At 68.9% G+C, this 24575-nt stretch carries 23 protein-coding genes and 2 tRNA genes; 7 read left to right on the top strand and 18 right to left on the bottom strand.

The features are described from left to right. Positions 1-64 precede the first annotated feature (64 nt). Together pknB and AB0937_RS32690 are read left to right on the top strand one after the other, a co-directional pair. The gene (pknB, locus tag AB0937_RS32695) at positions 65-2089 is read left to right on the top strand and encodes a Stk1 family PASTA domain-containing Ser/Thr kinase (protein WP_366716880.1); all 2025 of its coding nucleotides are present in this window, start codon (positions 65-67) and stop codon (positions 2087-2089) included. A 165-nt stretch (positions 2090-2254) separates the two neighbouring features. Next, a complete protein-coding gene (locus AB0937_RS32690; RefSeq protein WP_366716879.1) occupies positions 2255-2659 on the top strand; it encodes a hypothetical protein in 405 nt (134 codons plus the stop codon). 90 nt (positions 2660-2749) lie between these two features. Here the strand turns inward: AB0937_RS32690 and AB0937_RS32685 are convergent, their stop codons facing one another. The 6 genes from AB0937_RS32685 to AB0937_RS32660 are packed head-to-tail and all read right to left on the bottom strand — an operon-like array spanning position 2750 to position 6958. After that, positions 2750-3499 carry a class E sortase gene (locus AB0937_RS32685; protein ID WP_366716877.1) on the bottom strand — a complete coding sequence of 250 codons (750 nt, stop codon included), beginning with the start codon at positions 3497-3499 and terminating at the stop codon, positions 2750-2752. A 13-nt stretch (positions 3500-3512) separates the two neighbouring features. Then, positions 3513-4631, bottom strand: coding sequence for a class E sortase (locus AB0937_RS32680; protein WP_366716875.1), 1119 nt, complete (start codon positions 4629-4631; stop codon positions 3513-3515). Continuing rightward, positions 4628-5266, bottom strand: a complete 639-nt coding sequence (locus AB0937_RS32675; protein ID WP_366716874.1) for an aminodeoxychorismate/anthranilate synthase component II — start codon at positions 5264-5266, stop codon at positions 4628-4630. The genes AB0937_RS32680 and AB0937_RS32675 overlap by 4 nt, the downstream gene beginning before the upstream one ends. Next, positions 5263-5460, bottom strand: coding sequence for a hypothetical protein (locus AB0937_RS32670; RefSeq protein ID WP_366716872.1), 198 nt, complete (start codon positions 5458-5460; stop codon positions 5263-5265). The genes AB0937_RS32675 and AB0937_RS32670 overlap by 4 nt, the downstream gene beginning before the upstream one ends. A gap of 17 nt (positions 5461-5477) precedes the next feature. Further along, a complete protein-coding gene (locus tag AB0937_RS32665) occupies positions 5478-6155 on the bottom strand; it encodes a class E sortase (protein ID WP_366716870.1) in 678 nt (225 codons plus the stop codon). Positions 6156-6175: 20 nt separating this feature from the next. Then, entirely contained in the window at positions 6176-6958 is a 783-nt protein-coding gene (locus AB0937_RS32660) for a DUF881 domain-containing protein (RefSeq protein WP_366716868.1), read from the bottom strand. Positions 6959-7097: 139 nt separating this feature from the next. On the opposite strand from AB0937_RS32660, the gene crgA reads away from it, so the two are divergent. Next, on the top strand, positions 7098-7352 hold the full coding sequence (gene crgA, locus AB0937_RS32655; RefSeq protein ID WP_221755573.1) for a cell division protein CrgA: 255 nt from the start codon (positions 7098-7100) through the stop codon (positions 7350-7352). A gap of 254 nt (positions 7353-7606) precedes the next feature. Here crgA and AB0937_RS32650 read toward each other — a convergent pair whose 3' ends face one another. Further along, the gene (locus AB0937_RS32650) at positions 7607-8497 is read right to left on the bottom strand and encodes a rhomboid family intramembrane serine protease (protein WP_366716866.1); all 891 of its coding nucleotides are present in this window, start codon (positions 8495-8497) and stop codon (positions 7607-7609) included. 135 nt (positions 8498-8632) lie between these two features. Then, the gene (locus tag AB0937_RS32645) at positions 8633-9160 is read right to left on the bottom strand and encodes a peptidylprolyl isomerase (protein ID WP_033309915.1); all 528 of its coding nucleotides are present in this window, start codon (positions 9158-9160) and stop codon (positions 8633-8635) included. Positions 9161-9498: 338 nt separating this feature from the next. Between AB0937_RS32645 and AB0937_RS32640 the strand changes: the two genes are divergently transcribed. After that, complete coding sequence (locus AB0937_RS32640) at positions 9499-10200, top strand: DUF5324 family protein (protein WP_366716864.1); 702 nt, start codon at positions 9499-9501, stop codon at positions 10198-10200. Positions 10201-10355: 155 nt separating this feature from the next. Here the strand turns inward: AB0937_RS32640 and AB0937_RS32635 are convergent. Next, positions 10356-10428 (bottom strand) — tRNA-Ala (locus AB0937_RS32635). A 181-nt stretch (positions 10429-10609) separates the two neighbouring features. Between AB0937_RS32635 and AB0937_RS32630 the strand changes: the two genes are divergently transcribed. Further along, positions 10610-11158, top strand: coding sequence for a DNA-binding protein (locus tag AB0937_RS32630; protein ID WP_189590515.1), 549 nt, complete (start codon positions 10610-10612; stop codon positions 11156-11158). A gap of 331 nt (positions 11159-11489) precedes the next feature. Continuing rightward, entirely contained in the window at positions 11490-12962 is a 1473-nt protein-coding gene (locus AB0937_RS32625) for a protein kinase (RefSeq protein ID WP_366716862.1), read from the top strand. Between the two features lie 139 nt (positions 12963-13101). Here AB0937_RS32625 and AB0937_RS32620 read toward each other — a convergent pair whose 3' ends face one another. Beyond that, complete coding sequence (locus AB0937_RS32620; protein WP_366716860.1) at positions 13102-14451, bottom strand: hypothetical protein; 1350 nt, start codon at positions 14449-14451, stop codon at positions 13102-13104. A 207-nt stretch (positions 14452-14658) separates the two neighbouring features. Then, complete coding sequence (locus AB0937_RS32615; protein ID WP_003999697.1) at positions 14659-14787, bottom strand: DLW-39 family protein; 129 nt, start codon at positions 14785-14787, stop codon at positions 14659-14661. 337 nt (positions 14788-15124) lie between these two features. On the opposite strand from AB0937_RS32615, the gene AB0937_RS32610 reads away from it, so the two are divergent. Further along, the gene (locus tag AB0937_RS32610; RefSeq protein ID WP_366716858.1) at positions 15125-15493 is read left to right on the top strand and encodes a DUF6344 domain-containing protein; all 369 of its coding nucleotides are present in this window, start codon (positions 15125-15127) and stop codon (positions 15491-15493) included. Between the two features lie 236 nt (positions 15494-15729). Here AB0937_RS32610 and AB0937_RS32605 read toward each other — a convergent pair. From AB0937_RS32605 to gnd, 7 genes are all read right to left on the bottom strand, one after another. Further along, positions 15730-15806, bottom strand: a tRNA-Ile gene (locus AB0937_RS32605). Positions 15807-15932: 126 nt separating this feature from the next. After that, positions 15933-16730, bottom strand: coding sequence for a DUF3566 domain-containing protein (locus AB0937_RS32600; RefSeq protein ID WP_366716856.1), 798 nt, complete (start codon positions 16728-16730; stop codon positions 15933-15935). Between the two features lie 19 nt (positions 16731-16749). Continuing rightward, positions 16750-19344, bottom strand: a complete 2595-nt coding sequence (gene gyrA, locus AB0937_RS32595; RefSeq protein ID WP_366716854.1) for a DNA gyrase subunit A — start codon at positions 19342-19344, stop codon at positions 16750-16752. Between the two features lie 42 nt (positions 19345-19386). After that, positions 19387-21447 (bottom strand): DNA topoisomerase (ATP-hydrolyzing) subunit B, encoded by a 2061-nt coding sequence (gene gyrB / locus AB0937_RS32590; RefSeq protein ID WP_366716852.1) that lies wholly within the window; start codon positions 21445-21447, stop codon positions 19387-19389. A gap of 433 nt (positions 21448-21880) precedes the next feature. Next, entirely contained in the window at positions 21881-22426 is a 546-nt protein-coding gene (locus AB0937_RS32585; protein ID WP_366716850.1) for a DciA family protein, read from the bottom strand. Beyond that, positions 22423-23544, bottom strand: a complete 1122-nt coding sequence (gene recF, locus AB0937_RS32580) for a DNA replication/repair protein RecF (RefSeq protein WP_366716848.1) — start codon at positions 23542-23544, stop codon at positions 22423-22425. The genes AB0937_RS32585 and recF overlap by 4 nt, the downstream gene beginning before the upstream one ends. A 54-nt stretch (positions 23545-23598) precedes the next feature. Beyond that, a complete protein-coding gene (gnd, locus tag AB0937_RS32575) occupies positions 23599-24474 on the bottom strand; it encodes a phosphogluconate dehydrogenase (NAD(+)-dependent, decarboxylating) (RefSeq protein ID WP_361114601.1) in 876 nt (291 codons plus the stop codon). Positions 24475-24575: the final 101 nt, after the last annotated feature.

Below are 24575 nucleotides of genomic sequence, written 5' to 3'. Positions count from 1 at the left end.
GACGGCAGCCTCCGACCGTACAAGCGTGCCGGTCGGGACCGACGGAGAGGGCTGGTAGGTAGCTATGGAAGAGCCGCGTCGCCTCGGCGGCCGGTACGAACTGGGCCAGGTGCTCGGGCGTGGTGGCATGGCGGAGGTCTACCTCGCGCATGACACCCGCCTCGGCCGCACCGTGGCGGTGAAGACGCTGCGCGCGGATCTCGCGCGTGACCCTTCCTTCCAGGCCCGGTTCCGCCGGGAGGCCCAGTCGGCCGCCTCGCTCAACCATCCCGCGATCGTCGCGGTCTACGACACGGGCGAGGACTACATCGACAACGTGTCGATCCCGTACATCGTCATGGAGTACGTGGACGGCTCGACCCTTCGTGAGCTGCTGCACTCCGGCCGCAAGCTGCTGCCGGAGCGTGCCATGGAGATGACCATCGGCATCCTCCAGGCCCTGGAGTACTCCCACCGTGCCGGCATCGTCCACCGCGACATCAAGCCGGCCAACGTCATGCTCACGCGCAACGGCCAGGTCAAGGTCATGGACTTCGGCATCGCCCGCGCCATGGGCGACTCCGGCATGACGATGACGCAGACCTCCGCGGTCATCGGCACCGCCCAGTACCTCTCGCCGGAGCAGGCCAAGGGCGAGCAGGTCGACGCCCGGTCCGACCTGTACTCCACCGGCTGTCTGCTCTACGAGCTGCTGACCGTCCGTCCGCCCTTCGTCGGCGACTCCCCGGTGGCCGTGGCCTACCAGCACGTCCGGGAGGAGCCGCAGTCGCCGAGCGTCTTCGACCCCGAGATCACGCCCGAGATGGACGCGATCGTGCTGAAGGCGCTCGTCAAGGACCCGGACTACCGCTACCAGTCGGCCGACGAGATGCGCGCCGACATCGAGGCCTGCCTCGACGGCCAGCCGGTCGCCGCCACGGCAGCGATGGGCTCCGCGGGCTATGGCGGCTACCCCGACGACCAGCCGACGACGGCCCTGCGCGCGGACTCCGGCGCCGGCGCCACGTCCATGCTGCCCCCCATGAACCCGGACGACGGCGGCTACGGCTACGACGACCGCCCCGACCGGCGCCGCGGGCAGCAGCGCAAGTCCAGCACCTCCACGATCCTGCTGGTCGTCGCGGGCATCCTGGTCCTGGTGGGGGCGATCCTGATCGGCCGGTGGGCGTTCAGCGGCGACGGCGCGGGCAACGACGCCCTCGCGGCACCCAACTTCATCGGTGAGTCGAAGCAGGGCGCCCAGCAGCTGGCCAAGAATTCCGACCTGGAACTGTCCTTCTCCAGCAAGCCTTGCGACAGCCAGACCAAGGGCAAGATCTGCGCTCAGAACCCGAAGCCCGGGGTCGAGGTCAACAAGGGCGACACCATCTCCCTGGTCGTGTCGACGGGGGCGCCGAAGGTGACCGTGCCGGACGTCACGGGCCTGACCTACGACAAGGCCAAGGCCCAGCTCGAGGACAAGGGTTTTGTGGTCGACCAGAAGACCGAGGAGTCCGACCGCACCCCCGGCGTGGTCACCGACCAGGACCCGAAGGGCGACACGGAGCAGGAGAAGGGCTCCACGATCACCCTGACCGTGGCCAAGGAGGCGGAGAAGTCCACCGTCCCGGACGTGCTCGGCCAGAGCTGTGACGCGGCCAAGCAGCAGATGCAGGCCAGCGACCTGGTCGGCAACTGCACCGAGGTGGAGACCGACGACGACAGCCAGGTCGGCAAGGTCATCCAGACCACCCCGCAGGCCGGTACGTCGGTCGACCCGAACTCGTCGGTCAACATCCAGATCGGCAAGAAGAAGCAGCAGAAGAAGGTCAAGGTCCCGCAGGTCGTCGGCCAGACGGTCGGCCAGGCCAAGCAGACCCTCGCGCAGCAGGGCTTCACCAACATCCAGTTCGCCGAGGGCAGCGACCAGAGCGACAACGCCCTCGTCGCCGGCCAGAACCCCGGCGCCAACCAGGAGGTCGACGACCCGGCAGGGACGACGATCACCCTCCAGACGGTCGGCTTCGGAAACAACGGCGGCAACAACAACGGCGGCGGCGGAAACGGCGGCCTCTTCGGCGGCATCACCGGCAGCAACGAAGACGACTGACGGCACACCGCACCACGGGTGATGGCCCGGGCTCCCAGGGGGAGCCCGGGCCATCACCCTTTATCCAAAAGCTTCTTGATGATCCGTTGGTTAGCATGTTCACGTACGTACTGACCACGCGTGAGGCTGACCGAGCCCACGGACCATCCAGAAACGGGGACGCACGTGAAGAGGATTGCGCAGATATTCGGTGTGGCAGCGGCCGCACTGCTCGTGGGGACACTGACCACCAGTCCGGCTCAGGCCGCGGTGAGCCCGGGCTGCAAGACGACGGGTGCGGACGGCTTCATCTTCATCCCCACCTTCGACGGCGCGGTCTCCTCGCTCGAGCTCGAATGGCACATCACGGACACTCTCGCGGATGACCACCACGCGCGGATCCGCTTCCTGTCCAAGCAGCACAACGGGAAGACGCATTACTGGCCGTGGCACAAGGCCACGGGCGGCAAGGGCGACCACGAGTACGCCTCCACCACCGCCAGGGACGACTACGGCATCTTCGAGGTCGGCGCCGAGGTGGCCCGGTTCGAAGGCAACAGGAAGCTGAACTCCTGCATCGAGTGGTCCTGACGGACGTGGGTTCCGGCCCGAGGGTGCGTCGGTACGGCGCGCCTTCGGGCCTTCGTCATGCCGGCGGCCGCTCTCCCGCCGGGAGTGCCGTCAGAGCAGTTCCTTCGGCGGCGTGCGGTCCGCGTCCACCTTCTCCACACGCTCCAGCTCACCCCACACCACGTACCGGTACGTGCTCGTGTACACCGGCGTGCAGGTCGTCAGCGTGATGTAGTGGCCCGGCTTCTTCCGGCCCGACTCCTTCGGGACCTGCGAGAGGACCTCGACGTTGAACTTCGACGTCTCGGGAAGGATGCCGTAGACCTTGTAGACGTACCACTTGTCCTTCGTCTCGAAGACGATCGGGTCACCCATGCTGATCTTGTCGATGTTGTGGAACTTGGCACCGTGGCCGTCACGGTGGGCGGCGAGGGAGAAGTTCCCGTTCTTGCCCGACATCGGCAAGGTCGCCTTGACCGGGTCGGTGTAGTAGCCGGCGACGCCGTCGTTGAGGATCTTGTTCGACGTGCCCTTCTCGACCAGCACCTCGCCGTTGCGCATCGACGGCACGTGCAGGAACCCGATGCCGTTGCGCGTGTCCAGCACCCCCGGGCCGCCCCGGCCGTGTGCCCAGTCCTCACGGACCTTGTCCGCCTGCTTGCCCGCCGCACGGTCGGCGACCACGTTCGTCCACCACAGCGAATAGACGACGAACAGGCCGAGGACCAGGCCCGCGGTGATGAGGAGTTCCCCGAAGAAGCTGACCGCCATCGCGACCGGCCCGACACGGCGTCGTGCCGCGGGCGGCCGGGACCTCCTGCCGGTGTGCTCTTCGTGATCCGTGTCGGTGGTCGCTGCCACTGGTCATCTGCCCTTAACTGACGAGCGCATCCGGCTTGCCCTTGCTGCGCGGCCGTTCCTCGACCATCTTGCCCCAGACGATCATCCGGTACTTACTGGTGAACTCCGGCGTGCACGTGGTCAGCGTGATGTAACGGCCGGGCTTGGTGAATCCCGACCCCTTGGGCACCGGATTCAGCACGCTCGTGTTGCTCGGCGGCGTCACCGGCAGGATCGACGCCATCTTGTAGACGAAGTACTCGTCCTGCGTCTCCACGACGATCGGATCGCCCGGAGCGAGCTTGTTGATGTACCGGAACGGCTCTCCGTGGGTGTTGCGGTGACCCGCGAGCCCGAAGTTGCCGGTCCTGTCACCAGGCATCGCCGTCTTCAGCGCACCCTCGGCGTAATGGCCGACCATGCCCCGGTCGAGCACACCCTTGCTGCTGGTCCCCTCGGCGATCGGCACCACCACGTCCAGCTTCGGAATGTGCAGGATGGCGAAACCCTGCCCCGGTTCGAAGGCCCCCGGGTTCCGCTTGCCGCTCGCCCAGTCGTTCTGGAGGCTGCTGGCCTCCTTGCCGGCCTGGGCGTGCGCCCGCACGTTCGTCCACCACAGCTGGTAGGTGACGAACAGCAGCATCAGGACGCCGGTGGTGATGAACACCTCGCCTATCGCCCGGCTCGCGACGACCGCCGGCCCCGGCTTGCGGGCCCGCGCCTGCCGCCGCGCCTCGACTCGCGACAGCGGCGCCCCGCCCCGGCCCCCGCTGCGGGCGGACGGGGTGTCCGACGTGTCCGAGGCTCCGCCATGGCGCCCGTGACGGCGCTTGGCGGCCTTTCTGCGGGCCGCGCGCCCACCGTGGGCGGGTCCGTCCCGGCGCGTGGCGGAGGAAGCCGCAGAGCCCGCCGTGGAGCCGCCGCCCTGCGGCAGGGGGTCCGGAATCCGCAGCGCCACCGTCTCCTCGTCGGCGGGCGGCAGATACGTCTCGTCCGGCACGGGTCCGTACGACGCGTACGGCTGCTGCGGCTGGGAGTGCGGGGTCACCCCGTACGACTCCCCGCCCCGCCACTCCTCGAACGCACCCCGCGCCCCGTACGACTGCTGCCCGTACGAGGTGTCGGACTCGCGCTCGGGGCGCAGGGCGGTCACGCCGAGGCCCTGCCCACCACCGGGGCGAGCCCGGCCGACCTCGCCACCGCACCCTGGTCGCCGCACTCCGCCAGCCAGTTGGCCAGCATCCGGTGCCCGTGCTCGGTCAGCACCGACTCGGGGTGGAACTGCACGCCCTCGACCGGAAGTTCGCGGTGCCTGAGACCCATCACGATGCCGTCGTGCGTACGGGCCGTGACCTCCAGCTCGTCCGGAACCGTGGCCGGCTCGGCGGCCAGGGAGTGGTAGCGCGTCGCCGTGAAGGGCGAGGGCAGGCCCGCGAAGACGCCGCCCCCGCTGTGCTCGACCAGCGAGGTCTTGCCGTGCAGCAGCTCCGGCGCCCGGTCGACCACACCGCCGTACGCCACCTGCATCGACTGCATGCCGAGGCAGACACCGAAGACCGGGACACCGGTGTCCGCGCAGTGCCGGACCATGTCGACGCACACGCCGGCCTGCTCCGGCGTGCCGGGCCCGGGGGAGAGCAGCACCCCGTCGAAACCGTCCTGGGCGTGCGCCGTCGACACCTCGTCGTTGCGCAGGACCTCGCACTCGGCGCCCAGCTGGTACAGGTACTGGACCAGGTTGAAGACGAAGCTGTCGTAGTTGTCGACGACGAGAATGCGCGCGCTCACTGGTTGTCCACCGTCACATCGTTGAAGGGCAGCAGCGGTTCCGCCCACGGGAAGACGTACTGGAAGAGGACGTAGACCACGGCCACGACCAGGACGAGTGAGATCACTGCCTTCACCCACGTGTTCCCCGGCAGATGCCGCCAGATCCAGCCGTACATGCCGTCCCTTCCGTCGTACCACGGCACCAGACGCACGCCGTACAGCCACCAGACTAACGGCGCAGCGCCTCTGGTTTCCCGGCCTCCACGGGCTGAGTGGAGTCCAGGTGCGCCCAGACGATCAGCCGGTGGCTGTGTCCCCATTCCGGTTCACACGTGGTCAGCGTCAGGTACCGGCCCGAACGCGTGTACCCGGATGTACGTGGGACAGGGTCGATCACCTCGATGTCCGAGGGCACTGTTTTGTACGGGCCTTTGTCGATCCGATACGTGAACCAGGTCGTGCCGTCCGTCAGCACCACCGCGTCACCCCGCCTGAGCTCGGGAAAGTCCTTGAAGGGATCGCCGTAGGTGCGGCGGTGGCCGGCGACGGCGAAGTTCCCCTTCCGCCCGAGCTGAGCGGTCTGCGCATAGTGCCCCAGCCCCTTCTTCAAGGTGCCGGTGGCGGTGCCTTCGAGCACGGGCTTGTTCCACGTGAAACCGAAGCGCGGGATGTACATGATCGCGAAAGGCCTGCCCTGGGCGTACGGCGCGGGCTTCACCGGCCCCTCGGGGGACGCGCCGGCCGGCGGACGGGGCTTCGACCACTCCTTCCGGAGCAGGTCGATCTGGTCGTCCATGACGCCGTCGGCCCGCACACCGGTCCAGAAGAGCACGTAGACGACGAACAGCACGATCAGGCTGCCGACGGTGATGCACAGTTCGCTGACGGTCCTGACGATCACGCGCACCGGCAGCTCCCCCGGTCCGGCTACTGCTCCACGGGCTTCGCGTAATGCAGATCCACTGTGCCCGAGTAGCCGGGCAGAGTCACCGGGCCGTTCTCCTCGACTTTCCAGCCGAGCCCGTAGACGTTGACGTAGACCATGTAGTTCTGGATCGCGGCGGAGGCCGCGAGCGCGTTCTTCAGCCTGCCCGGGTCACCGACCGCCGTGATCTTGTACGGCGGCGAGTACACGCGCCCCTGGAGGATCAGGGTGTTGCCCACGCAGCGCACCGCGCTGGTCGAGATCAGCCGCTGGTCCATGACCTTGATGCCCTTGGCCCCGCCCTGCCACAGCGCGTTCACCACCGCCTGGAGGTCCTGCTGGTGGATGACCAGGTAGTCCGGCTGCGGCTCGGGGTAGCCGGGCAGCTTGGCGGTGGCGTCCGGCGGAGCGTCGTTGAGCGTGACCGTGAGCGAGTCACCCCTGAGCTTCTGTGTGCCCGCGCGCTTCTCCAGCGCGCTGAGCTTGTCGTCCTCCGCCTTGGTACTGCCGTCGTCCCGCTCGGCGAGGGCCTCTATGTCCTGGCGCAGGGTGCCGTTGGTCTCGTCCAGCTCCCCGTTCTCACGGCTGCGCTCGTGGATGAGGTCGGACAGCTTCAGCAGCGAGGTGTCCGTACGGATGTTGGTGCCCTTGGCGGTGTTGAAGCTGGTGAAGAAGATCAGCCCCGCGAGAGCGAACACGGCCGCCGTGAGGATGCGCACGGGCCGGAAACGGCGCGCGCGCTCAGGGGTGGATCCCGTCCCGGGGGAGTCGGCAGAATTGCTCAACGTACCCTTATCTCCTTCGGCGCGGCGGAAGCACTACGCTAACGGACGCCCGGGGGAGCAATCGGAGTCCCCTTACGCTGCCCCGAGACCGACCCAGTTACCTGCGCGGCCACGCAGCGCATCGACAGGAGAGACCCTCGTGCCGAAGTCACGTATCCGCAAGAAGGCCGACTACACGCCGCCGCCTGCCAAGCAGACGACCGCGATCAAGCTGACCAACCGTGCCTGGGTCGCGCCCGTCATGCTGGCCATGTTCCTCATCGGCCTGGCCTGGATCGTCGTCTTCTACGTCACCGACGGATCGCTGCCCATCGACTCGCTGGGCAACTGGAACATCGTGGTGGGATTCGGCTTCATCGCCGCCGGATTCGGTGTCTCGACCCAGTGGAAGTAGCGGTCACCGGCCGGTGAACGCAGCTCTGCCCAGGGTTGTTCGCTGAGTTATCCACAGCGGTTTTCCACATGGGGATAATGAAGACGATCTGTGGATAACCCGTTGGACGTTGACGCCGGTATGACGGAAGTACCGGTACTCGAAAACCTGTTCGCCCCCTGCCTGATCTGCGGAAACGTAGGTCAGCGACAGGGGGCACATGTGTTCCCGCACCGTATGCACAAGATCCGGCACCCGCTGTGGACAACGCCTGGTCAGGCGAGCTGCGCCGTCCTCAACACGGTCATGAGCACGACTACGCCGAGGACCAGGGCGCAGGTGCCGTACTGGACCAGGGCGCGGCGTTCGCGCGGGGCGTGGACCATGGCGTATCCGACGACGACACCGGCGACCAAGCCGCCGATGTGGGCCTGCCAGGAGATGTTGAAGCCGGGGCTGAAGGTGAAGATCAGGTTGATCACCAGCAGCGCGATGATCGGCCGCATGTCGTAGTTGAGCCGGCGCATCAGCACGGCCGTCGCGCCGAAGAGGCCGAAGATCGCGCCGGAGGCGCCCAGGGTCGCCGTGGTCGGGGATGCCAGCAGGTAGGCCAAGGCGCTGCCGGCGAGGCCGGAGATGACATAGAGGGCGAGGTAGCGGGCGCGGCCGAGCGCCGCTTCGAGGGGACCGCCGAGCCACCACAGGCTGAGCATGTTGAAGGCGATGTGCCAGATCTCCTGGTGCGTGAACATCGACGTGACCATGCGGTACCACTCGCCTCCGGCCACGCCCTGGGTGGGCGTGAAGGGCGCGGGCGGCCAGGCGCCGAGGAGGACGATGTCGTTCAGCAGCGACTCGTGGACCTGGACGGCGATGAACACGGCCAGGTTGATGCCGATGAGGATCTTGGTCAGCAGCCGGGGGTCGGCGGCGACGGAGCCGCCCGCGATCGTCCGGGGCATGGCGGCCGAGGGCGGGTGACCGGTGCCGGAGCCGGTGCGGACGCATTCGGGGCACTGGAAGCCGACGGAGGCGTTGACCATGCATTCGGGGCAGATGGGGCGCTCGCAGCGAGTGCAGCGAATGCCCGTTTCGCGGTCCGGGTGGCGGTAGCACATGGGGACGCTGTGGGCGTCCTGCGGGCTGCCCGCAGCCTGGTCGTCCATGGTCTCCCCTAGGTCGTGTGAGAAAAGCCCGCCCCGCTCATCCTTACGGATGAGCGGGGCGATTGGTTCCCTGCGGGGCGCCCGCGCATGACGGCCTGCGGGCCGTCACGGGGTCCCCCACGGAAGCCTTCGCGCTCAGCGGGTCTCGATGACGACCGACTCGATGACCACGTCGTTGAGCGGACGGTCGGTGCGCGGGTTCGTCTGGGTCGTGGCGATGGTGTCCACGACCTTCTGGCTGGCCGCGTCGGTGACCTCGCCGAAGATGGTGTGCTTGCGGTTCAGCCACGCCGTCGGGGAGACGGTGATGAAGAACTGCGAGCCGTTGGTGCCGGGGCCGGCGTTGGCCATCGCGAGCAGGTAGGGCTTGTCGAAGCGCAGGTCGGGGTGGAACTCGTCCTCGAACTGGTAGCCGGGGCCACCGGTGCCGTTGCCCAGCGGGTCACCGCCCTGGATCATGAAGCCACTGATCACCCGGTGGAAGACCGTGCCGTCGTAGAGCTTGTCCGTGGACTTCTGTCCCGTCTCCGGGTGGGTCCACTCCCGCTCGCCCTGGGCGAGCTCGACGAAGTTCTTGACCGTCTTGGGCGCGTGGTTCGGCAGAAGCCGGACTTCGATGTCGCCGTGATTGGTCTTCAGGGTGGCGTAGAGCTGCTCGGCCACGATCTGCCTTCCGTTGTCTTTCCGTGACTCCCCGATCCTCGCACGGACGGGCCTCCGCGTCGCCCGACCGCGTGGCAGCGGGGGGAAACCCTCGGCGGGTGTACGCAAAAAGAAGTCGAGTCGTCCCGGGGTGGGGGCGCCCGGCGGCGATCCGTGGCATTGTCGACGACAAGCTCCTGTTGCCCCCTATTCATCCGCTATTGCGCGTGATCGGCGTTCGGACGCCGGTTCCCGTGACCCGGATGCCCTTCCGCGCATGCCTGGTCGTGTGCCGGGAGGCATGATCCGTAAAAGGGTGGAAAGTCGAAATACCGTACGCCACCGAGGAGGAGGAACCCGTGACCCGCATCGACAGCGTGCGCGCCGCGACCGGTTCGGCGAAGGACAGCGTGCTGCACGCCGCGGAAGTGGTGGCGCCCTACGCCGACACGGCCAAGGACAGGGCCGCGCACTACGCACACGAGGCACGCGTACGGCTAGCGCCCAAGGTGACGCAGGCCGCAGGGCAGGCGCGCGTCCAGTACGGCACTCATGTGCAGCCGTATCTGGAGCAGGCCCGCACGCATGTGCCGCCGAAGGTCGACCAAGCTGCCCAGGAAGCGGCCGAGCGCACCCGCAAGGCCGCTCGCCAGGCGGCCGAGTACTCGCGTCCGAGGATCGAGCAGGCAGTGGCCGCGGCCGTGCCTGTCACGACCGAGGCCGCGGCCCGGAGCGCGGCCGCCCTGTCCGCGCTGCGCGGCCAGGTCACGCCCAAGGAGATCCAGAAGCTGGTCCGCAAGCACCAACGGCGGGCCAAGGCCGGTAAGGCCATGAAGACGCTGATGATTCTGGGCGCGGTCGCCGGTGGTGCTTTCGCCGCGTGGAAGTGGTGGGACAAGCAGGCCAATCCGGACTGGCTGGTGGAGCCGCCGGCCGCGACGGAGGTCCCCGAGTCGGGGCGTCTGTCGTCCGTGGACGGCACCGGCCCGGCGGTCCTGGATCCGGAGGTCGAGGCCAAGCAGGCCGAGGACGAGGCCTCCCGGCGCGACGACGGTTCCTGAGGGCGCCTGATCGAACAGCCCGGCGGGGCGGGAGACTTGATGGTCTCCCGCCCCGCCGGGCTGTTTCACGTGAAACAGGCGCCCCCGCCGTCCGCGCCGGCATGCGAAATGCCCCCCGAGATCGCGTTTCCGCAGCTCGGAGGGCATTTCCGGAGTGGAGCCTAGGGGAGTCGAACCCCTGACATCTGCCATGCAAAGACAGCGCTCTACCAACTGAGCTAAGGCCCCGGAAGGGGACGTCCGGCCGGAGAAACCGCGTCCCGGCGGGCGTCGGAGACCAGAGTACCGGGTCTCCCCCGTGGTTCCGCAAAAAGATTGGGGGTCCCCGTCACCGACCACTCTCCGTAAGATGCTCGGCGTGGTTCGCTACCGCGAACCGCCGTACATGGGGAAGCGATGGGGAGACGCAATGGACGCCGCACAGCAGGAAGCGACCGCAAGAGCGCGGGAACTGCAGCGGAACTGGTACGGGGAGCCACTGGGGGCACTCTTCCGTAGGCTCATCGACGATCTTGGTCTCAACCAGGCTCGTCTCGCGGGGGTTCTGGGACTGTCCGCACCGATGTTGTCGCAGCTGATGAGTGGTCAGCGGGCGAAGATCGGCAACCCGGCCGTGGTGCAGCGGGTGCAGCTGCTGCAGGACCTGGCGGGCCAGGTCGCGGACGGCAGTGTGAGCGCGGCCGAGGCCACCGAGCGCATGGAGGAGATCAAGAAGTCGCAGGGGGGCTCGGTGCTGAGCAACACCACGCAGACGACGAGCAGTTCGGGGGCGCCCACGGTCAAGCGCGTCGTGCGCGAGATCCAGTCGCTGCTGCGGTCGGTCGCGGCGGCGGGCGACATCATCGACGCCGCCGACACTCTCGCCCCGAGCCATCCGGAGCTGGCAGAGTTCCTCCGGGTCTACGGCGCCGGCCGCACCTCGGACGCCGTCACGCACTACCAGTCCCACCAGAACTGAACCCACCGCCCGACCGCCGAAGGGGGTTCGGCAACGGGCTCGGGTGAGGTGACGGGGGACGCGTCACGGTACGGGCGGGCACGTGGGGGCGTGTTCCGTACGGGGGACCGGTCGACGCGAGGGGGACGTATCACGCATCGGGGGAGCCGGGTTCGAGACAGCCTGGGTTCGGGGGAGCCCGGGAATTCCAGGGGTTCGGGGGAGCCCGTGGGTTCGAGGGGGATCAGGATTCGGGGGATTCGGGGGAGCCGTTTCGTCCGTCGGGGAGTCGTAGCGCTCGCCGAGGGGGAAGCAAGGGGGGAAGCCGCAGGGGGAGGAGCGACGTACAGCCATGGGTGAGGTCTTCGCCGGCCGGTACGAACTGGTCGACCCGATCGGGCGCGGAGGGGTCGGTGCCGTCTGGCGCGCGTGGGACCACCGCCGCCGCCGCTACGTGGCCGCCAAGGTCCTGCTCCAGAGCGACGCGCACTCGCTGCTGCGCTTCGTACGGGAACAGGCCCTGCGGATCGATCACCCGCATGTGCTCGCCCCGACCAGCTGGGCCGCCGACGACGACAAGGTCCTGTTCACCATGGACCTGGTCGCGGGCGGTTCGCTCGTCCACCTCGTCGGTGACTACGGCCCGCTCCCGCCGGCGTTCGTCTGCACCCTGCTCGATCAGCTGCTGGCGGGCCTGGCCGCGGTGCACGCGGAGGACGTCGTCCATCGTGACGTGAAACCCGCCAATGTGCTGCTGGAGGCCACGGGCACCGGCCGGCCGCGGCTGCGGCTGTCCGACTTCGGCATCGCGATGCGGCTGGGCGAGCCCCGCCTGACGGAGACCAACCTCGTGGTGGGGACGCCCGGATACCTCGCGCCCGAGCAGCTGATGGGGGCCGAACCGGACTTCCCCGCCGACCTGTTCGCCGTGGGACTGGTCGCGCTGTATCTGCTGGAAGGCGCCAAACCGGACAGCAAGGCGCTCATCCAGTACTTCGCCGAGCACGGGACGCCCGGTGCGCCCAAGGGCATTCCGGAGCCGCTGTGGCAGGTGGTGGCCTCGCTGCTCCAGCCTGATCCGGAGGCGCGCTTCCGTACGGCCACCGGGGCACGCAAGGCGCTCGCCGCCGCCGCGGAGCTGCTTCCCGAGCCGGGCCCGGACGACGAGCTGATCGAGATCTTCGACCAACTGGGCCCGTTGCCGCGAGGGTTCGCCCCCGAGGGGCCGCTGGAGAGAGCGAAGGGGCTGGGCCCGAGGGAGGAGCCGTCCGGCCCCTCGGAGAGGGGCGGGGAGCGGTCCTCGCAGAGGCGTACCGAGGGCGAGGCGTCGGAGCCGGGCGGGCCGCAGGCTTCCGAGCACGACCGGCATCCCGCACAGGTGGTGCAGTCCGATCCCCGGCACACCGCCGACCCGGCGCAGCCGGCGTCCATGTCGGACACCGGCAGCTTCCATCTGCCGCCGCCGCAGCCCACCGTCACCTCGTCCCCCGCGGCCGGGCAGGCCCGTCCCGCACCGGTCCACGCCCCGCCCGTGCAGGCGCCCGTCTCCCCCTACGACACCACCCACCGGCTGTCCCCCGCCCAGCCGCTCCCACCGGTGCACACCGGTCCGCCGGTGCCTCCCGCTGAGCAGTACCGGGCGGACGCCTCCACAGCCTCGTACACCGCCCGGACACCGACGGCCCCGCCGAGCGGCCCGGCACCGTCACGGCATCGGGCTCAGCGGCCCTCGCGACCAGGTCCTCCGGCCCGGGTGGCGGTGCCCCTGCTGCTCCTCGCACTGGCCTGCTACGCCGTGGGTTTCTGGGCGCTGTCCCGCATCTGAGCGGTCCTGACGCGCACGCCGGCGCGGCGGGGCCGGCGGGACGGGAACGGGGAGCCCGGCGCTGCGGCGAACCGCCCGGACGGGTCGGCGCTCCCCTCACGCGATAATCCGCGCGCCGCGGCAGACCGCCCCAAGGCCCCTACGCGACGCTTCTGCGCCGGGCCACAAGGGTCCACACGCCGAGCCCCACGAGCAGGGCGCTCCCGGTGCCGATGCCGCCGACGGCGAGCACCCTCATGGCGGTGTCGCCGCCCGCGGCCACGCCCTCCGCTGCCGCCTCCCGGTCCTGCTCCGAGACCTCGAAGACGCCGTTCGGCACGGACTCCCCCACGTACTCGGGCCCTCCACGCGGCTCCCCGCTCACCGTCACGCGCAGCGTCATCTTGAACGGCCCGTCCCCGAAGCTGTCGGCAACGCCCTGGGCGAGGTGGGCGACGAGGTAGTAGGAGCCGGCGAAGCGCATCGCGCTCACCTGGGCGATGGCGGAGTAGCGGTTGGCGTGGTCGACCGGTGGCAGGGGAGGCAGGCTTCTGGAGTTCTGGTCGCCGTCGTAGCCCACGGCCACATCGGCGACGTCACCGCGCGCGGGGTTGTAGACGGCCAGGTCCAGCGCGTCGGATGTGTACCCGGTACCGCCGGAGTCCGAGCTGCCGAGGTCCGCCGTGGCGGAGATCTGCTGTCCCCAGTCGACGGGCACCTGGTAGAAGAGGGTCTGGCCGGGCCGGATGTCGTCCCGCCAGACGCCCTGGTCCAGGGGCGTCGCCCCGGTGAATCCCGCGCCGCCCTTGCGGTGTTCGGGCTCGCCCTGGAGCGGCTGGGGCGTGGCGGAGTTCCACACCTCGGGCGCGCTGGTCGCCCCGGTCTTCGCTGTCCGCGGTTCCGTCGTGGCGAAAAGTTCCAGGTCCCAGGCGTCCGGTGAGGAGCCGTCGCCCTCGGGGTCGGCGCGCTCGACGGACACGTAGTAGGCACCGGCCTTCCGGCACAGCGGCCGGTTGGGCGAGATCTCCCGCATGCCCCACGCGGCGACGGGGTGGGGGCTGCGGGCGGTACCGAAGCGCTTGGTGTCGTCGGAGCAGGTGTTGCCCTCGGCGTCCTGCACGGTCACCTTGACCCCGTCGATGACGGAGACGGTGGTGTCGGGGGAGGGGACGGCCGTGACGGAGACGTACGCGTTGGACGCGGCGTCGAGGTCGAGGCGGTAGCTGACCCTGCCGCTGCCCGGCAGGGAGCTCTTGTAGGCCTCGCCGGGCTTCAGGAGGGGGGCGTCACCGGTGCTGCCGGCTCCCTCGATGCTGCGGGCTCCGTCGGTGAAGGCGTACGGGCTCGGCGTACCGGAGGCCGTCGCAGCGATGACGGAGGCCTGCGCCGCGGTGGCGGAGGCCCGCCCCGCAACCGCTGCCGCCGCGGTCGGAAGCGCTGCAACTGTCGTCGGCATCGCTGCCGTCGTCGTGCCCAGGACCAGCGCCGCGGCGCCGACGCGCACGGCCACGGCCGGACGGCCGCGCCACGCCCCCGCGTGCCGTCTCCACGCCGTACGACACCGTCCCCTCACGCGCCACCCCTCCCCCTCGCCGGACCGCAGAGCCCTGAAGCCGTGGCCCATCCTGCCGCGTGCACCGGGTTCACGACCGGCCCTCGGCACACAAAACCCCGACCGCGAGGCGGCCGGGGTGTGCTCGGTCTGAGTTGTCGTGACTCACGAACCCGTGGGCACGGAGTCAGTCGCCTCCGTCCACAGATCCTGCTCGGCGCGATCCGCCTGGATCTGGCGGTACACGAGGAGCCCGCCGATGGCGGCCAGTGCGACCAGGAGAAGCTTCTTCACCGCGCGACCTCGTCTTTCCTTGACGTAGGGGACCTCTGGCGCCCGACTATACACACCGGCCGAGACCGATCGGTGACCTGCGTCGGCCCTCAACTCCCGTCCCGGGAGCCGGGATAGAAGCGGAGTACACCGCTCCGATCGGAGGGTGACCACACGCCGACGGACGGTTACTTTGACCCCCCTTCGGCACTTTCCTCACCTTTTCATCCGCCCTGCACCCATCCGGGTGGTGTTCATCAGAACATCGACGCGCCACGGGCGGAGATCCACCACTTCTCGACCCCCATACACATCATGAGGAAAGTACGCAAATCGCCCAACCCGAAAGTGAGGGGCCATGGCCCGGAACAAGGTCATGAAGCTGTGGACCACCATCGTCACCGCCTTCCTCGCGCTGTGCACGGCGCTCGGACTGATCACCACGACCGCCGCCGCGGCCGTACCGCAGACCGAGCAGAAGAGCAACAGCAACGGCGTGAGCATCCCGCAGCAGCGGACGGCGGCACCGGTGATGTCCCCCTGGTCCTCCCCCAGGGCCCTGCCCCCCACGATGAAGCAGCGCATCCGCGCCGAGGCCCACGGCAAGACCCCCCGCTGCCGGCACCGCTCACCCGCGGACACGGCCGCCTCCCCCGGCACCGACAGCACCGGCGAGGACCCCGGCTCCGACCCCGAGGCGGACCATCTCACGCCCCTCCAGCGCTGAACCTCTCAGAACAACGTCCCGGCGAACTGCGTACAAAGCCCGGCAGCTCTGCGGAGCGGCCGGGCTTACGCATGTCCTGCTCCAGAGGCCTCGGATCAGGGCGTGCCCACCGGATGAGAGACACGGCCGTCGACCCTGACCATCGGCCGTGGCCGTCGGGCACAGAGCTGTCCATCTGAACACCGGCCACGGACACCGAAAGACCCCCAGTCGCATTCGACTGGGGGTCTTCTCGCTGGTGGGGCTAACAGGATTTGAACCTGTGGCCTCATCCTTATCAGGGATGCGCTCTAACCAACTGAGCTATAGCCCCGCCGCGCTCTGCGGTGTGTGTCCCGCGCGCTGACTCCTGAAGATTAGCGCACGACATGGGCAGTCCCAAAATCGGTTGTCAGAGCACCGTCAGGTCAGCCTCGTCAGGAGAACGACGAAGGTGACGTCACTCGTCCTCGGCGAGCGTCAGCTCCACCCCGCCCACGAAGCCCGCGGACAGGTTGTAGATGAACGCGCCGAGCGTCGCGAGGGCGGTCGCCAGGACCACGTCGATGACCGCGATGACCGACGTGAACATCAGGACGTTGGGCAGCGACAGGAAAGCCTGCAGGTCGAAGCCGTTGGACTCGTTCGATCCGGTGGCCTCGGAGATCGTGCCGCCGACCGTCGAGAAGACGCCCATCGCGTCCATGACCATCCACAGCACGGCGGACGCGACGATCGTGCAGATGCCCAGGGCGATGGAGAGCAGGAAGCTGACCTTCATCACCGACCACGGGTCGGCCTTCGCCACGCGGAGCCGCGCCTTGCGGACGCGGGGCAAGGTGCGCGCCCCCGTGCGAGGACGCCGTACCGCGCCGGAGCCGGCCCCGGCCGCCGCCTGCTGCTGCGCCGGGTAGGCCTGCGGCGGGTGGTACGGACCGGCCGGCTGCTGCGTCTTGCGTTCGCCGGGCAGGGGCGAGGCCGTGGCCGGTTCCTGCCCGGCCGGCTGCGGCTGCGCGCCGGAGGCGGACGCCCCCGCACCGGACTTGGCCTGCTGAGTCTGCGGACCTCGGGTGTCCGTCACAGTTCCCCCCTGTGATTCGTGCGCGTCAGGCGACGGCTCGTCCTTGGTCGGGGACTTGATCGCCTTCAGATTGGTCGTGTGCGGGTCCGCCGCACGCGCGGCGGAGCCACGGCCGCCGTCGTCCGCTTCCGTACCCCTCGAGGTTCCGGCCGGTCCGGCGCCCGTGGCTCCGCTCACGCTGACTCACTCCTCGTGCCTACTCGGCCGAGGGCGCCTCACCCTCGTCCGTGCCGCTGGTCGCGGCGCCCACGGCGGTCTCGTCGACGACCACATCGCCGTCGACCTCCTCCGCCTCGCGCCCCGCCTCGGCGTTGCGAGCGATGCCCACGACGGCATCGCGCTTGCCCAGATTGATCAGTTGGACGCCCATGGTGTCACGGCCGGTTTCCCTGATCTCGTTGACTCGCGTACGAATCACACCGCCCGACAGCGTGATGGCGAGGATCTCGTCGGTCTCCTCGACCACCAGCGCGCCGACGAGGGATCCGCGGTCCTCGACGATCTTGGCGGCCTTGATACCGAGGCCGCCGCGACCCTGGACGCGGTACTCGTCGACGTTGGTCCGCTTCGCGTACCCGCCGTCTGTGGCAGTGAACACGAACGTACCGGGTCGAACAACATTCATCGAGAGCAGCTCGTCGCCTTCGCGGAAGCTCATGCCCTTGACACCCGAGGTGGCACGGCCCATGGGCCGCAGGGTGTCGTCCGATGCGGTGAACCTGATCGACTGCGCCTTCTTGCTGATCAGAAGGAGATCGTCGTCCGACGAGACGAGTTCGGCACCGATCAGTTCGTCGTCGGACCCGTCCTCCATCGCGCGGAGGTTGATCGCGATCACACCGCCGGAACGGGGCGAATCATAATCCTTCAGAGGCGTCTTCTTCACAAGTCCGGCCTTGGTGGCGAGCACGAGGTAGGGGACCGCCTCGTAGTCGCGGATCGCCAGGATCTCGGCGATCGACTCGTCCGGCTGGAAGGCGAGCAGGTTCGCCACGTGCTGGCCCCGTGCGTCCCGGCCGGCGTCGGGCAGCTCGTAGCCCTTCACGCGATAGACGCGGCCCTTGTTGGTGAAGAACAGCAGCCAGTGGTGCGTGGTGGAGACGAAGAAGTGGTCGACGATGTCGTCTTCCTTGAGCTTCGTGCCGCGCACGCCCTTGCCACCGCGCTTCTGGGCACGGTAGTCGTCGGTCTTGGTGCGCTTGATGTAGCCGCCCCGGGTGACCGTGACGACGATGTCCTCCTCGGCGATCAGGTCCTCGATGGACATGTCGCCCTCGTAGGGGATCAGCGTCGTCTTGCGGTCGTCGCCGTACTTCTCGACGATCGCGGCCAGTTCGGCGCTGACGATGCCGCGCTGGCGGACGGGGGAGGCGAGGATCTCGTTGTACTCGTTGATCTTCGCCTGGAGCTCGTCGTGCTCCTGGACGATCTTCTGGCGCTCCAGGGCGGCCAGTCGGCGCAGCTGCATCTCGAGGATGGCGTTGGCCTGGATCTCGTCGATCGTCAGCAGGTCCATCAGGCCGCCGCGGGCGATCTCGACGGTGTCACTGCGCCGGATAAGCGCGATGACCTCGTCGATGGCGTCCAGGGCCTTCAGCAGACCGCGCAGGATGTGCGCCCGCTCCTCGGCCTTGCGCAGCCGGAAGCGCGTACGGCGGACGATGACCTCGATCTGGTGCGTCACCCAGTGGCGGATGAACGCGTCCAGCGACAGCGTGCGCGGCACGCCGTCCACCAGCGCCAGCATGTTGGCGCCGAAGTTCGTCTGCAGGTCGGTGTGCTTGTAGAGGTTGTTCAGCACGACCTTGGCGACCGCGTCCCGCTTCAGCACGATGACCAGGCGCTGGCCGGTGCGCGAGGAGGTCTCGTCGCGGACGTCCGCGATGCCGCCGATCTTGCCGTCCTTCACGAGGTCGGCGATCTTCTGGGCGAGGTTGTCCGGGTTGACCTGGTACGGCAGCTCCGTGACCACCAGGCACTGGCGGTTCTGGATCTCCTCGACCTCGACGACCGCGCGCATGGTGATGGAGCCGCGGCCGGTGCGGTACGCCTCCTCGATGCCCCGGCGGCCGACGACGAGCGCGCCGGTCGGGAAGTCCGGGCCCTTGATGCGCTCGATGAGCGCGTCCAGCAGCTCCTCGTGGGAGGCCTCGGGGTTCTCCAGGTACCACTGGGCGCCGGCGGCGACCTCGCGCAGGTTGTGCGGCGGGATGTTGGTCGCCATGCCGACCGCGATACCGGCCGAGCCGTTGATCAGCAGGTTCGGGAAGCGGGCCGGCAGGACGGTCGGCTCCTGGGAGCGGCCGTCGTAGTTGTCCGTGAAGTCGACGGTCTCCTCGTCGATGTCACGGACCATCTCCATCGACAGCGGCGCCATCTTGCACTCGGTGTACCGCATGGCAGCGGCCGGGTCGTTGCCCGGGGAGCCGAAGTTGCCGTTGGAGTCGACGAGCGGCATGCGCATCGACCACGGCTGCGCGAGGCGGACCAGCGCGTCGTAGATGGAGGAGTCGCCGTGCGGGTGGTAGTTGCCCATGACGTCGCCGACGACGCGGGCGCACTTGTAGAAGCCGCGCTCGGGGCGGTAGCCGCCGTCGTACATGGCGTACAGCACGCGGCGGTGGACGGGCTTGAGGCCGTCACGGACGTCGGGCAGCGCACGCGAGACGATGACGGACATCGCGTAGTCGAGGTACGAGCGCTGCATCTCCGTCTCGAGCCCGACGGGCTCGACGCGCATGGCCAGGGCGTCACCCTCGGGCGTCGTCACGGGAGTGTTCTCGTCGGTCATTGCTGGTGAAGATCCTTCCTGGTGCGGTCAGCTGAGACCGACTCAGATGTCGAGGAAGCGGACGTCCTTGGCGTTGCGCTGGATGAACGCGCGGCGGGCCTCGACGTCCTCGCCCATGAGGACCGAGAACAGGTCGTCGGCCTGGGCGGCGTCGTCGAGGGTGACCTGACCGAGGACACGGTGCTCCTGGTCCATGGTCGTGACGCGCAGTTCCTCGGCGTTCATCTCACCGAGACCCTTGAAGCGCTGCACGGAGTCGTCCTTGATGCGCTTGCCGGCGTTGCGGCCCATCTCGATCAGAGCGTCACGCTCGCGGTCGGAGTACGCGTACTCGAAGTCGTCCTTGCCCCACTTGATCTTGTAGAGCGGCGGGCGGGAGAGGTACACGTGCCCGGCCTCGACCAGGGGCCGCATGAAACGGAACAGGAAGGTCAGCAGCAGGGTGTTGATGTGCTGGCCGTCGACGTCGGCGTCCGCCATCAGGATGATCTTGTGATAGCGGAGCTTCTCGATGTCGAAGTCCTCGTGGACTCCGGTGCCGAAGGCCGAGATCAGCGCCTGGATCTCCTGGTTCTGAAGGATCTTGTCGATCCGCGCCTTCTCGACGTTCAGGATCTTGCCGCGGATCGGGAGGATCGCCTGGTACTGCGGGTTGCGGCCGGACTTGGCCGAGCCGCCGGCGGAGTCACCCTCGACGATGAAGATCTCGCACTTGGTGGGGTCGTTCGACTGGCAGTCGGAGAGCTTGCCCGGCAGGGACGCGGTCTCCAGCAGGCCCTTGCGGCGGGTCAGGTCACGGGCCTTGCGGGCCGCCACGCGCGCGGTAGCCGCCTGGATGCCCTTGCGGATGATGTCCGCGGCCTCGTTCGGGTTGCGGTCCAGCCAGTCCGCGAGGTGCTCGTAGACGACCTTCTGGACGAACGTCTTGGCCTCGGTGTTGCCCAGCTTGGTCTTCGTCTGGCCCTCGAACTGCGGCTCGCTCAGCTTGACCGAGATGATCGCCGTCAGACCCTCGCGGATGTCGTCGCCCGTGAGGTTGTCGTCCTTCTCGCGCAGCAGCCTCTTGTCGCGCGCGTACTTGTTGATCAGCGAGGTCAGCGCGGCCCGGAAGCCCTCCTCGTGCGTACCGCCCTCGTGGGTGTGGATGATGTTGGCGAAGGAGTACACACCCTCGGTGTAGCCGCCGTTCCACTGCATGGCGACCTCGAGGGACAGCTGCCTGTCCTTGTCCTCGGCCTCCAGGTCGATGACGGTGGGGTGCACCGCCTCGCCCTTGCGGGAGTTGAGGTACTTCACGAAGTCGACGATGCCGCCCTCGTAGTGGTACGTGACCGTCTTGACCTCGGCGGTCTCGTCCGCGCCCGCCTCGTCCGCCCCCGACGTGGCCTTCGCGGACTCGCGCTCGTCCGTGAGCTTGATCGTGAGGCCCTTGTTGAGGAACGCCATCTCCTGGAAGCGCCGCGAGAGCGTCTCGAAGGAGTAGTCGGTGGTCTCGAAGATGTCGCCGTCGGCCCAGAAGGTGACCGAGGTGCCGGTCTCCTCGATGGCCTCGTGCTTGGCGAGCGGCGCCGTGGGGACGCCCATCTTGTAGTCCTGCGTCCAGCGGTGGCCGTCGGTCTTCACCTCGACGGAGACCTTGCTGGACAGGGCGTTCACCACCGAGACGCCAACGCCGTGCAGACCACCGGAGACCGCGTAGCCGCCGCCGCCGAACTTGCCGCCCGCGTGCAGCACGGTCAGCACGACCTCGACGGCCGGCTTGCCCTCGGACGGGACGATGCCCACCGGGATGCCACGGCCGTTGTCGACGACGCGGACGCCGCCGTCGGGGAGGATCGTCACCTGGATCGTGTCCGCGTGCCCGGCCAGCGCCTCGTCGACGGAGTTGTCGACGACCTCGTACACGAGGTGGTGCAGGCCGCGCTCACCGGTCGAGCCGATGTACATGCCGGGTCGCTTGCGGACCGCGTCCAGACCCTCGAGGACGGTGATGGCACTGGCGTCGTACGAGGCGGTGACCTCGCTGCTGGAGGTGATCGCCTCGCTGCTCACGCCTTCGTCGGTGGACGGGATGTTCTCGTTGGGGTTGCCGGAATCGGCCACGAAGCGCCCTTTCTGGCACAGCACGAGCCAGGCTCGTCGGCGGGTTGCCGGAGCGGCTGCGGCATGTTGCGTTGGTAAGCCTTGATCAGCGTTGCTCAGCTTTTCCCGGACGGTCCCCAGCGAGTGGGGCGGGATTGCTTCCAGTCTACCGGTAGCACTGACACTGATGGGGGTTTGCCGGTACCTGAGTCCGCATGTGCCGCCCTCGACGGGTCTTGTCCGACTCCCGATATACGGAAGGGGGCTCCAAGAGGCTCACGGAGGCACTCAGCGCTTCCGACCGTCAACCCTTGGCTACTTAGGAGTCAGGTCGCGATTCGCAACCGTGTGCGGGCACATGCCAAGAGGGCCGCCGACGCTCCGACAGAGCCGCCGGAAGCCCCCGATGTGATGTCAGTCACGTGCTGTCGACAGGTGGGAAAACCGGTGCCGATCAGCCGTAGGTGTCGCCCGGACCGGTGCTGCCGGGCGCGCGCAACGGGCCGTAGCGGCGGGCGGGCCCGCCGGGGCCCTGCACCTTGATCAGCTTCACCCTGCCGTGGCCCAGGTCCTCGTTCAGCCGCGCGACCAGCGTGGGCGCCAGCAGCCGGAGGTTCGTCGCCCAGGCCGTCGAGTCGCAGCGCACCGTCAGGACGCGCTCGTCCTCGTCGTATCTCTCCGGTACGCAGTGCTTGGCCACGTCCTCGCCGACGATCTGCGGCCAGCGGCCCATCACACCGCCCACCGCGGCCGGCGCCTCCCAGCCGCGTTCGGTGATCAGCCGGTTGATCGCGGATCCGAGTGCCATGGGGTCGCGTCCGTCGGCTCGCGCGCCGGATCGCAGACCGCCGCGGCGCGCCTGCTTCTTCTGCTGCGCCGCGTCCCCCCGCGCGCGTGCCGCTTCCTTGGCCGCGCGCAGCGCCACGCGCGCGAGGTCGACGCCGGAGGGCTCGGGGGGCTTGGAGGACCGGGGGGCGTCGCCGGATGTGTTCTCCGTCATACCCGCTCCACCGTCCCCTCGGACACGGCGAACCGCGTCCCGGACAGCACATGCGGTACGTCGTCGTCGACCGCGGCCGTCACCAGGACCTGTTCGCCCGGCGCGACCAGCTCGGCCAGGCGCTCACGGCGACGGGTGTCCAGCTCGGCGAAGACGTCGTCGAGCACCAGCACCGGCTCGTTGCCCTCCGCCCTGAGCAGGTCGTACGAGGCCAGACGCAGCGCCAGCGCGTAGGACCAGGACTCGCCGTGGGAGGCGTAGCCCTTGGCCGGGAGCTGGCCGAGCTTGAGCTGCAGGTCGTCGCGGTGCGGGCCGATCAGGGTGACACCGCGCTCGATCTCCTGCTTGCGGGCCTCCGCGAGCGCCGCCATCAGCTGCTCGAAGAGATCCTCGCGGGTGTGCGCCTCGCCCGGCGCGGACGGCTTGTACTCCAGGGCGATCGGGCCGCCACCGGGCGCGAGCTGCTCATATGCCTTGTCCGCCAGCGGCTGGATCGCGGCGATCAGGTCCAGGCGCTGGGCCAGCAACTCGGCCCCCGCGCGCGCGAGATGCTGGTCCCACACGTCCAACGTGGACATGTCCATGGTGCGGCCGCCGTGCCGACGGGCCAGGGCGGCCGACTTCAGCAGTGTGTTGCGCTGCTTGAGGACCCGGTCGTAGTCGGAGCGGACCCCGGCCATGCGCGGAGAGCGCGCGGTGATCAGCTCGTCGAGGAAACGGCGCCGCTCGCCGGGATCGCCCTTGACCAGCGCGAGATCCTCGGGCGCGAACAGCACGGTCCGTACGATCCCCAGCACGTCACGCGGTCTGACCTGCGAGGACCTGTTGATACGCGCCCGGTTGGCGCGCCCGGGGTTCAGCTCCAGCTCGACCAGCTGCTGCCGCTCTCCCTGCCGGACCTGGGCCCGGATGATCGCGCGCTCGGCGCCCATGCGGACCAGGGGGGCGTCGGAGGAGACCCGGTGGCTGCCGAGAGTGGCGAGATAGCCGACGGCCTCGACCAGGTTGGTCTTGCCCTGCCCGTTCGGCCCGACGAAGGCCGTCACCCCGGGGTCGAGCGGGACCTCGACCCGGGGGTACGAACGGAAGTCGGCCAGCGACAGATGCGTGACGTGCATGGTCGTTTCGCCGACCTCCCCGGGCGTTCGTGGACTGCCGTACAGCCCTGTGGATTACTTCTTCTCGACCGCGTGGCCGCCGAACTGGTTCCGCAGCGCCGCGATCATCTTCATCTGGGGCGAGTCCTCCTGGCGGGAGGCGAACCGCGCGAACAGCGACGCGGTGATCGCCGGCAGCGGCACCGCGTTGTCGATGGCGGCCTCCACAGTCCAGCGTCCCTCGCCGGAGTCCTGTGCATAACCCCGCAGCTCGTCCAGGTGCTCGTCCTCGTCGAGCGCGTTGACCGCGAGGTCGAGCAGCCAGGAACGGATGACCGTGCCCTCCTGCCAGGAGCGGAAGACCTCCCGGACGTCGGTCACGGAGTCGACCTTCTCCAGGAGCTCCCAGCCCTCGGCGTAGGCCTGCATCATCGCGTACTCGATGCCGTTGTGGACCATCTTCGCGAAGTGGCCCGCGCCGACCTTGCCGGCGTGCACCGAGCCGAAATCGCCCTCCGGCTTGAGGGCGTCGAAGACCGGCTGCACCTTGGCGACGTTCTCCTTGTCACCGCCGTACATCAGCGCGTAGCCGTTCTCCAGGCCCCAGACTCCGCCGGAGACACCGCAGTCGACGAACCCGATGCCCTTGGCCGCCAGCTCCTCCGCGTGCCGCTCATCGTCGGTCCAGCGGCTGTTGCCGCCGTCCACGACGACGTCGCCGGGCTCCAGCAGCTCGGCGAGACGGTCGATCGTGGTCTGCGTGGCCTCACCGGCCGGGACCATCACCCAGATCACGCGCGGGCCGCTGAGCTTACCCACAAGCTCTTCCAGGCTGTGGACATCGGCGAGGTCCGGGTTGCGGTCGTATCCGAGGACGGTGTGGCCTGCGCGGCGGATCCGCTCGCGCATGTTGCCGCCCATCTTGCCGAGGCCGACGAGACCGAGCTCCATCAGTTGTGTTCCTTAGGTTCTGCGACGTGGCGTGGCGGCACGTGCGTACCGCGAGGCACTTTCGTACCCACGTCCGACCCTAAACCCGGACGCTCGCGCAC

The organism is Streptomyces sp. NPDC047880, from assembly GCF_040706515.1.
Classification (GTDB): domain Bacteria; phylum Actinomycetota; class Actinomycetes; order Streptomycetales; family Streptomycetaceae; genus Streptomyces.
This window is presented reverse-complemented; position numbering and strand designations above follow the sequence as displayed.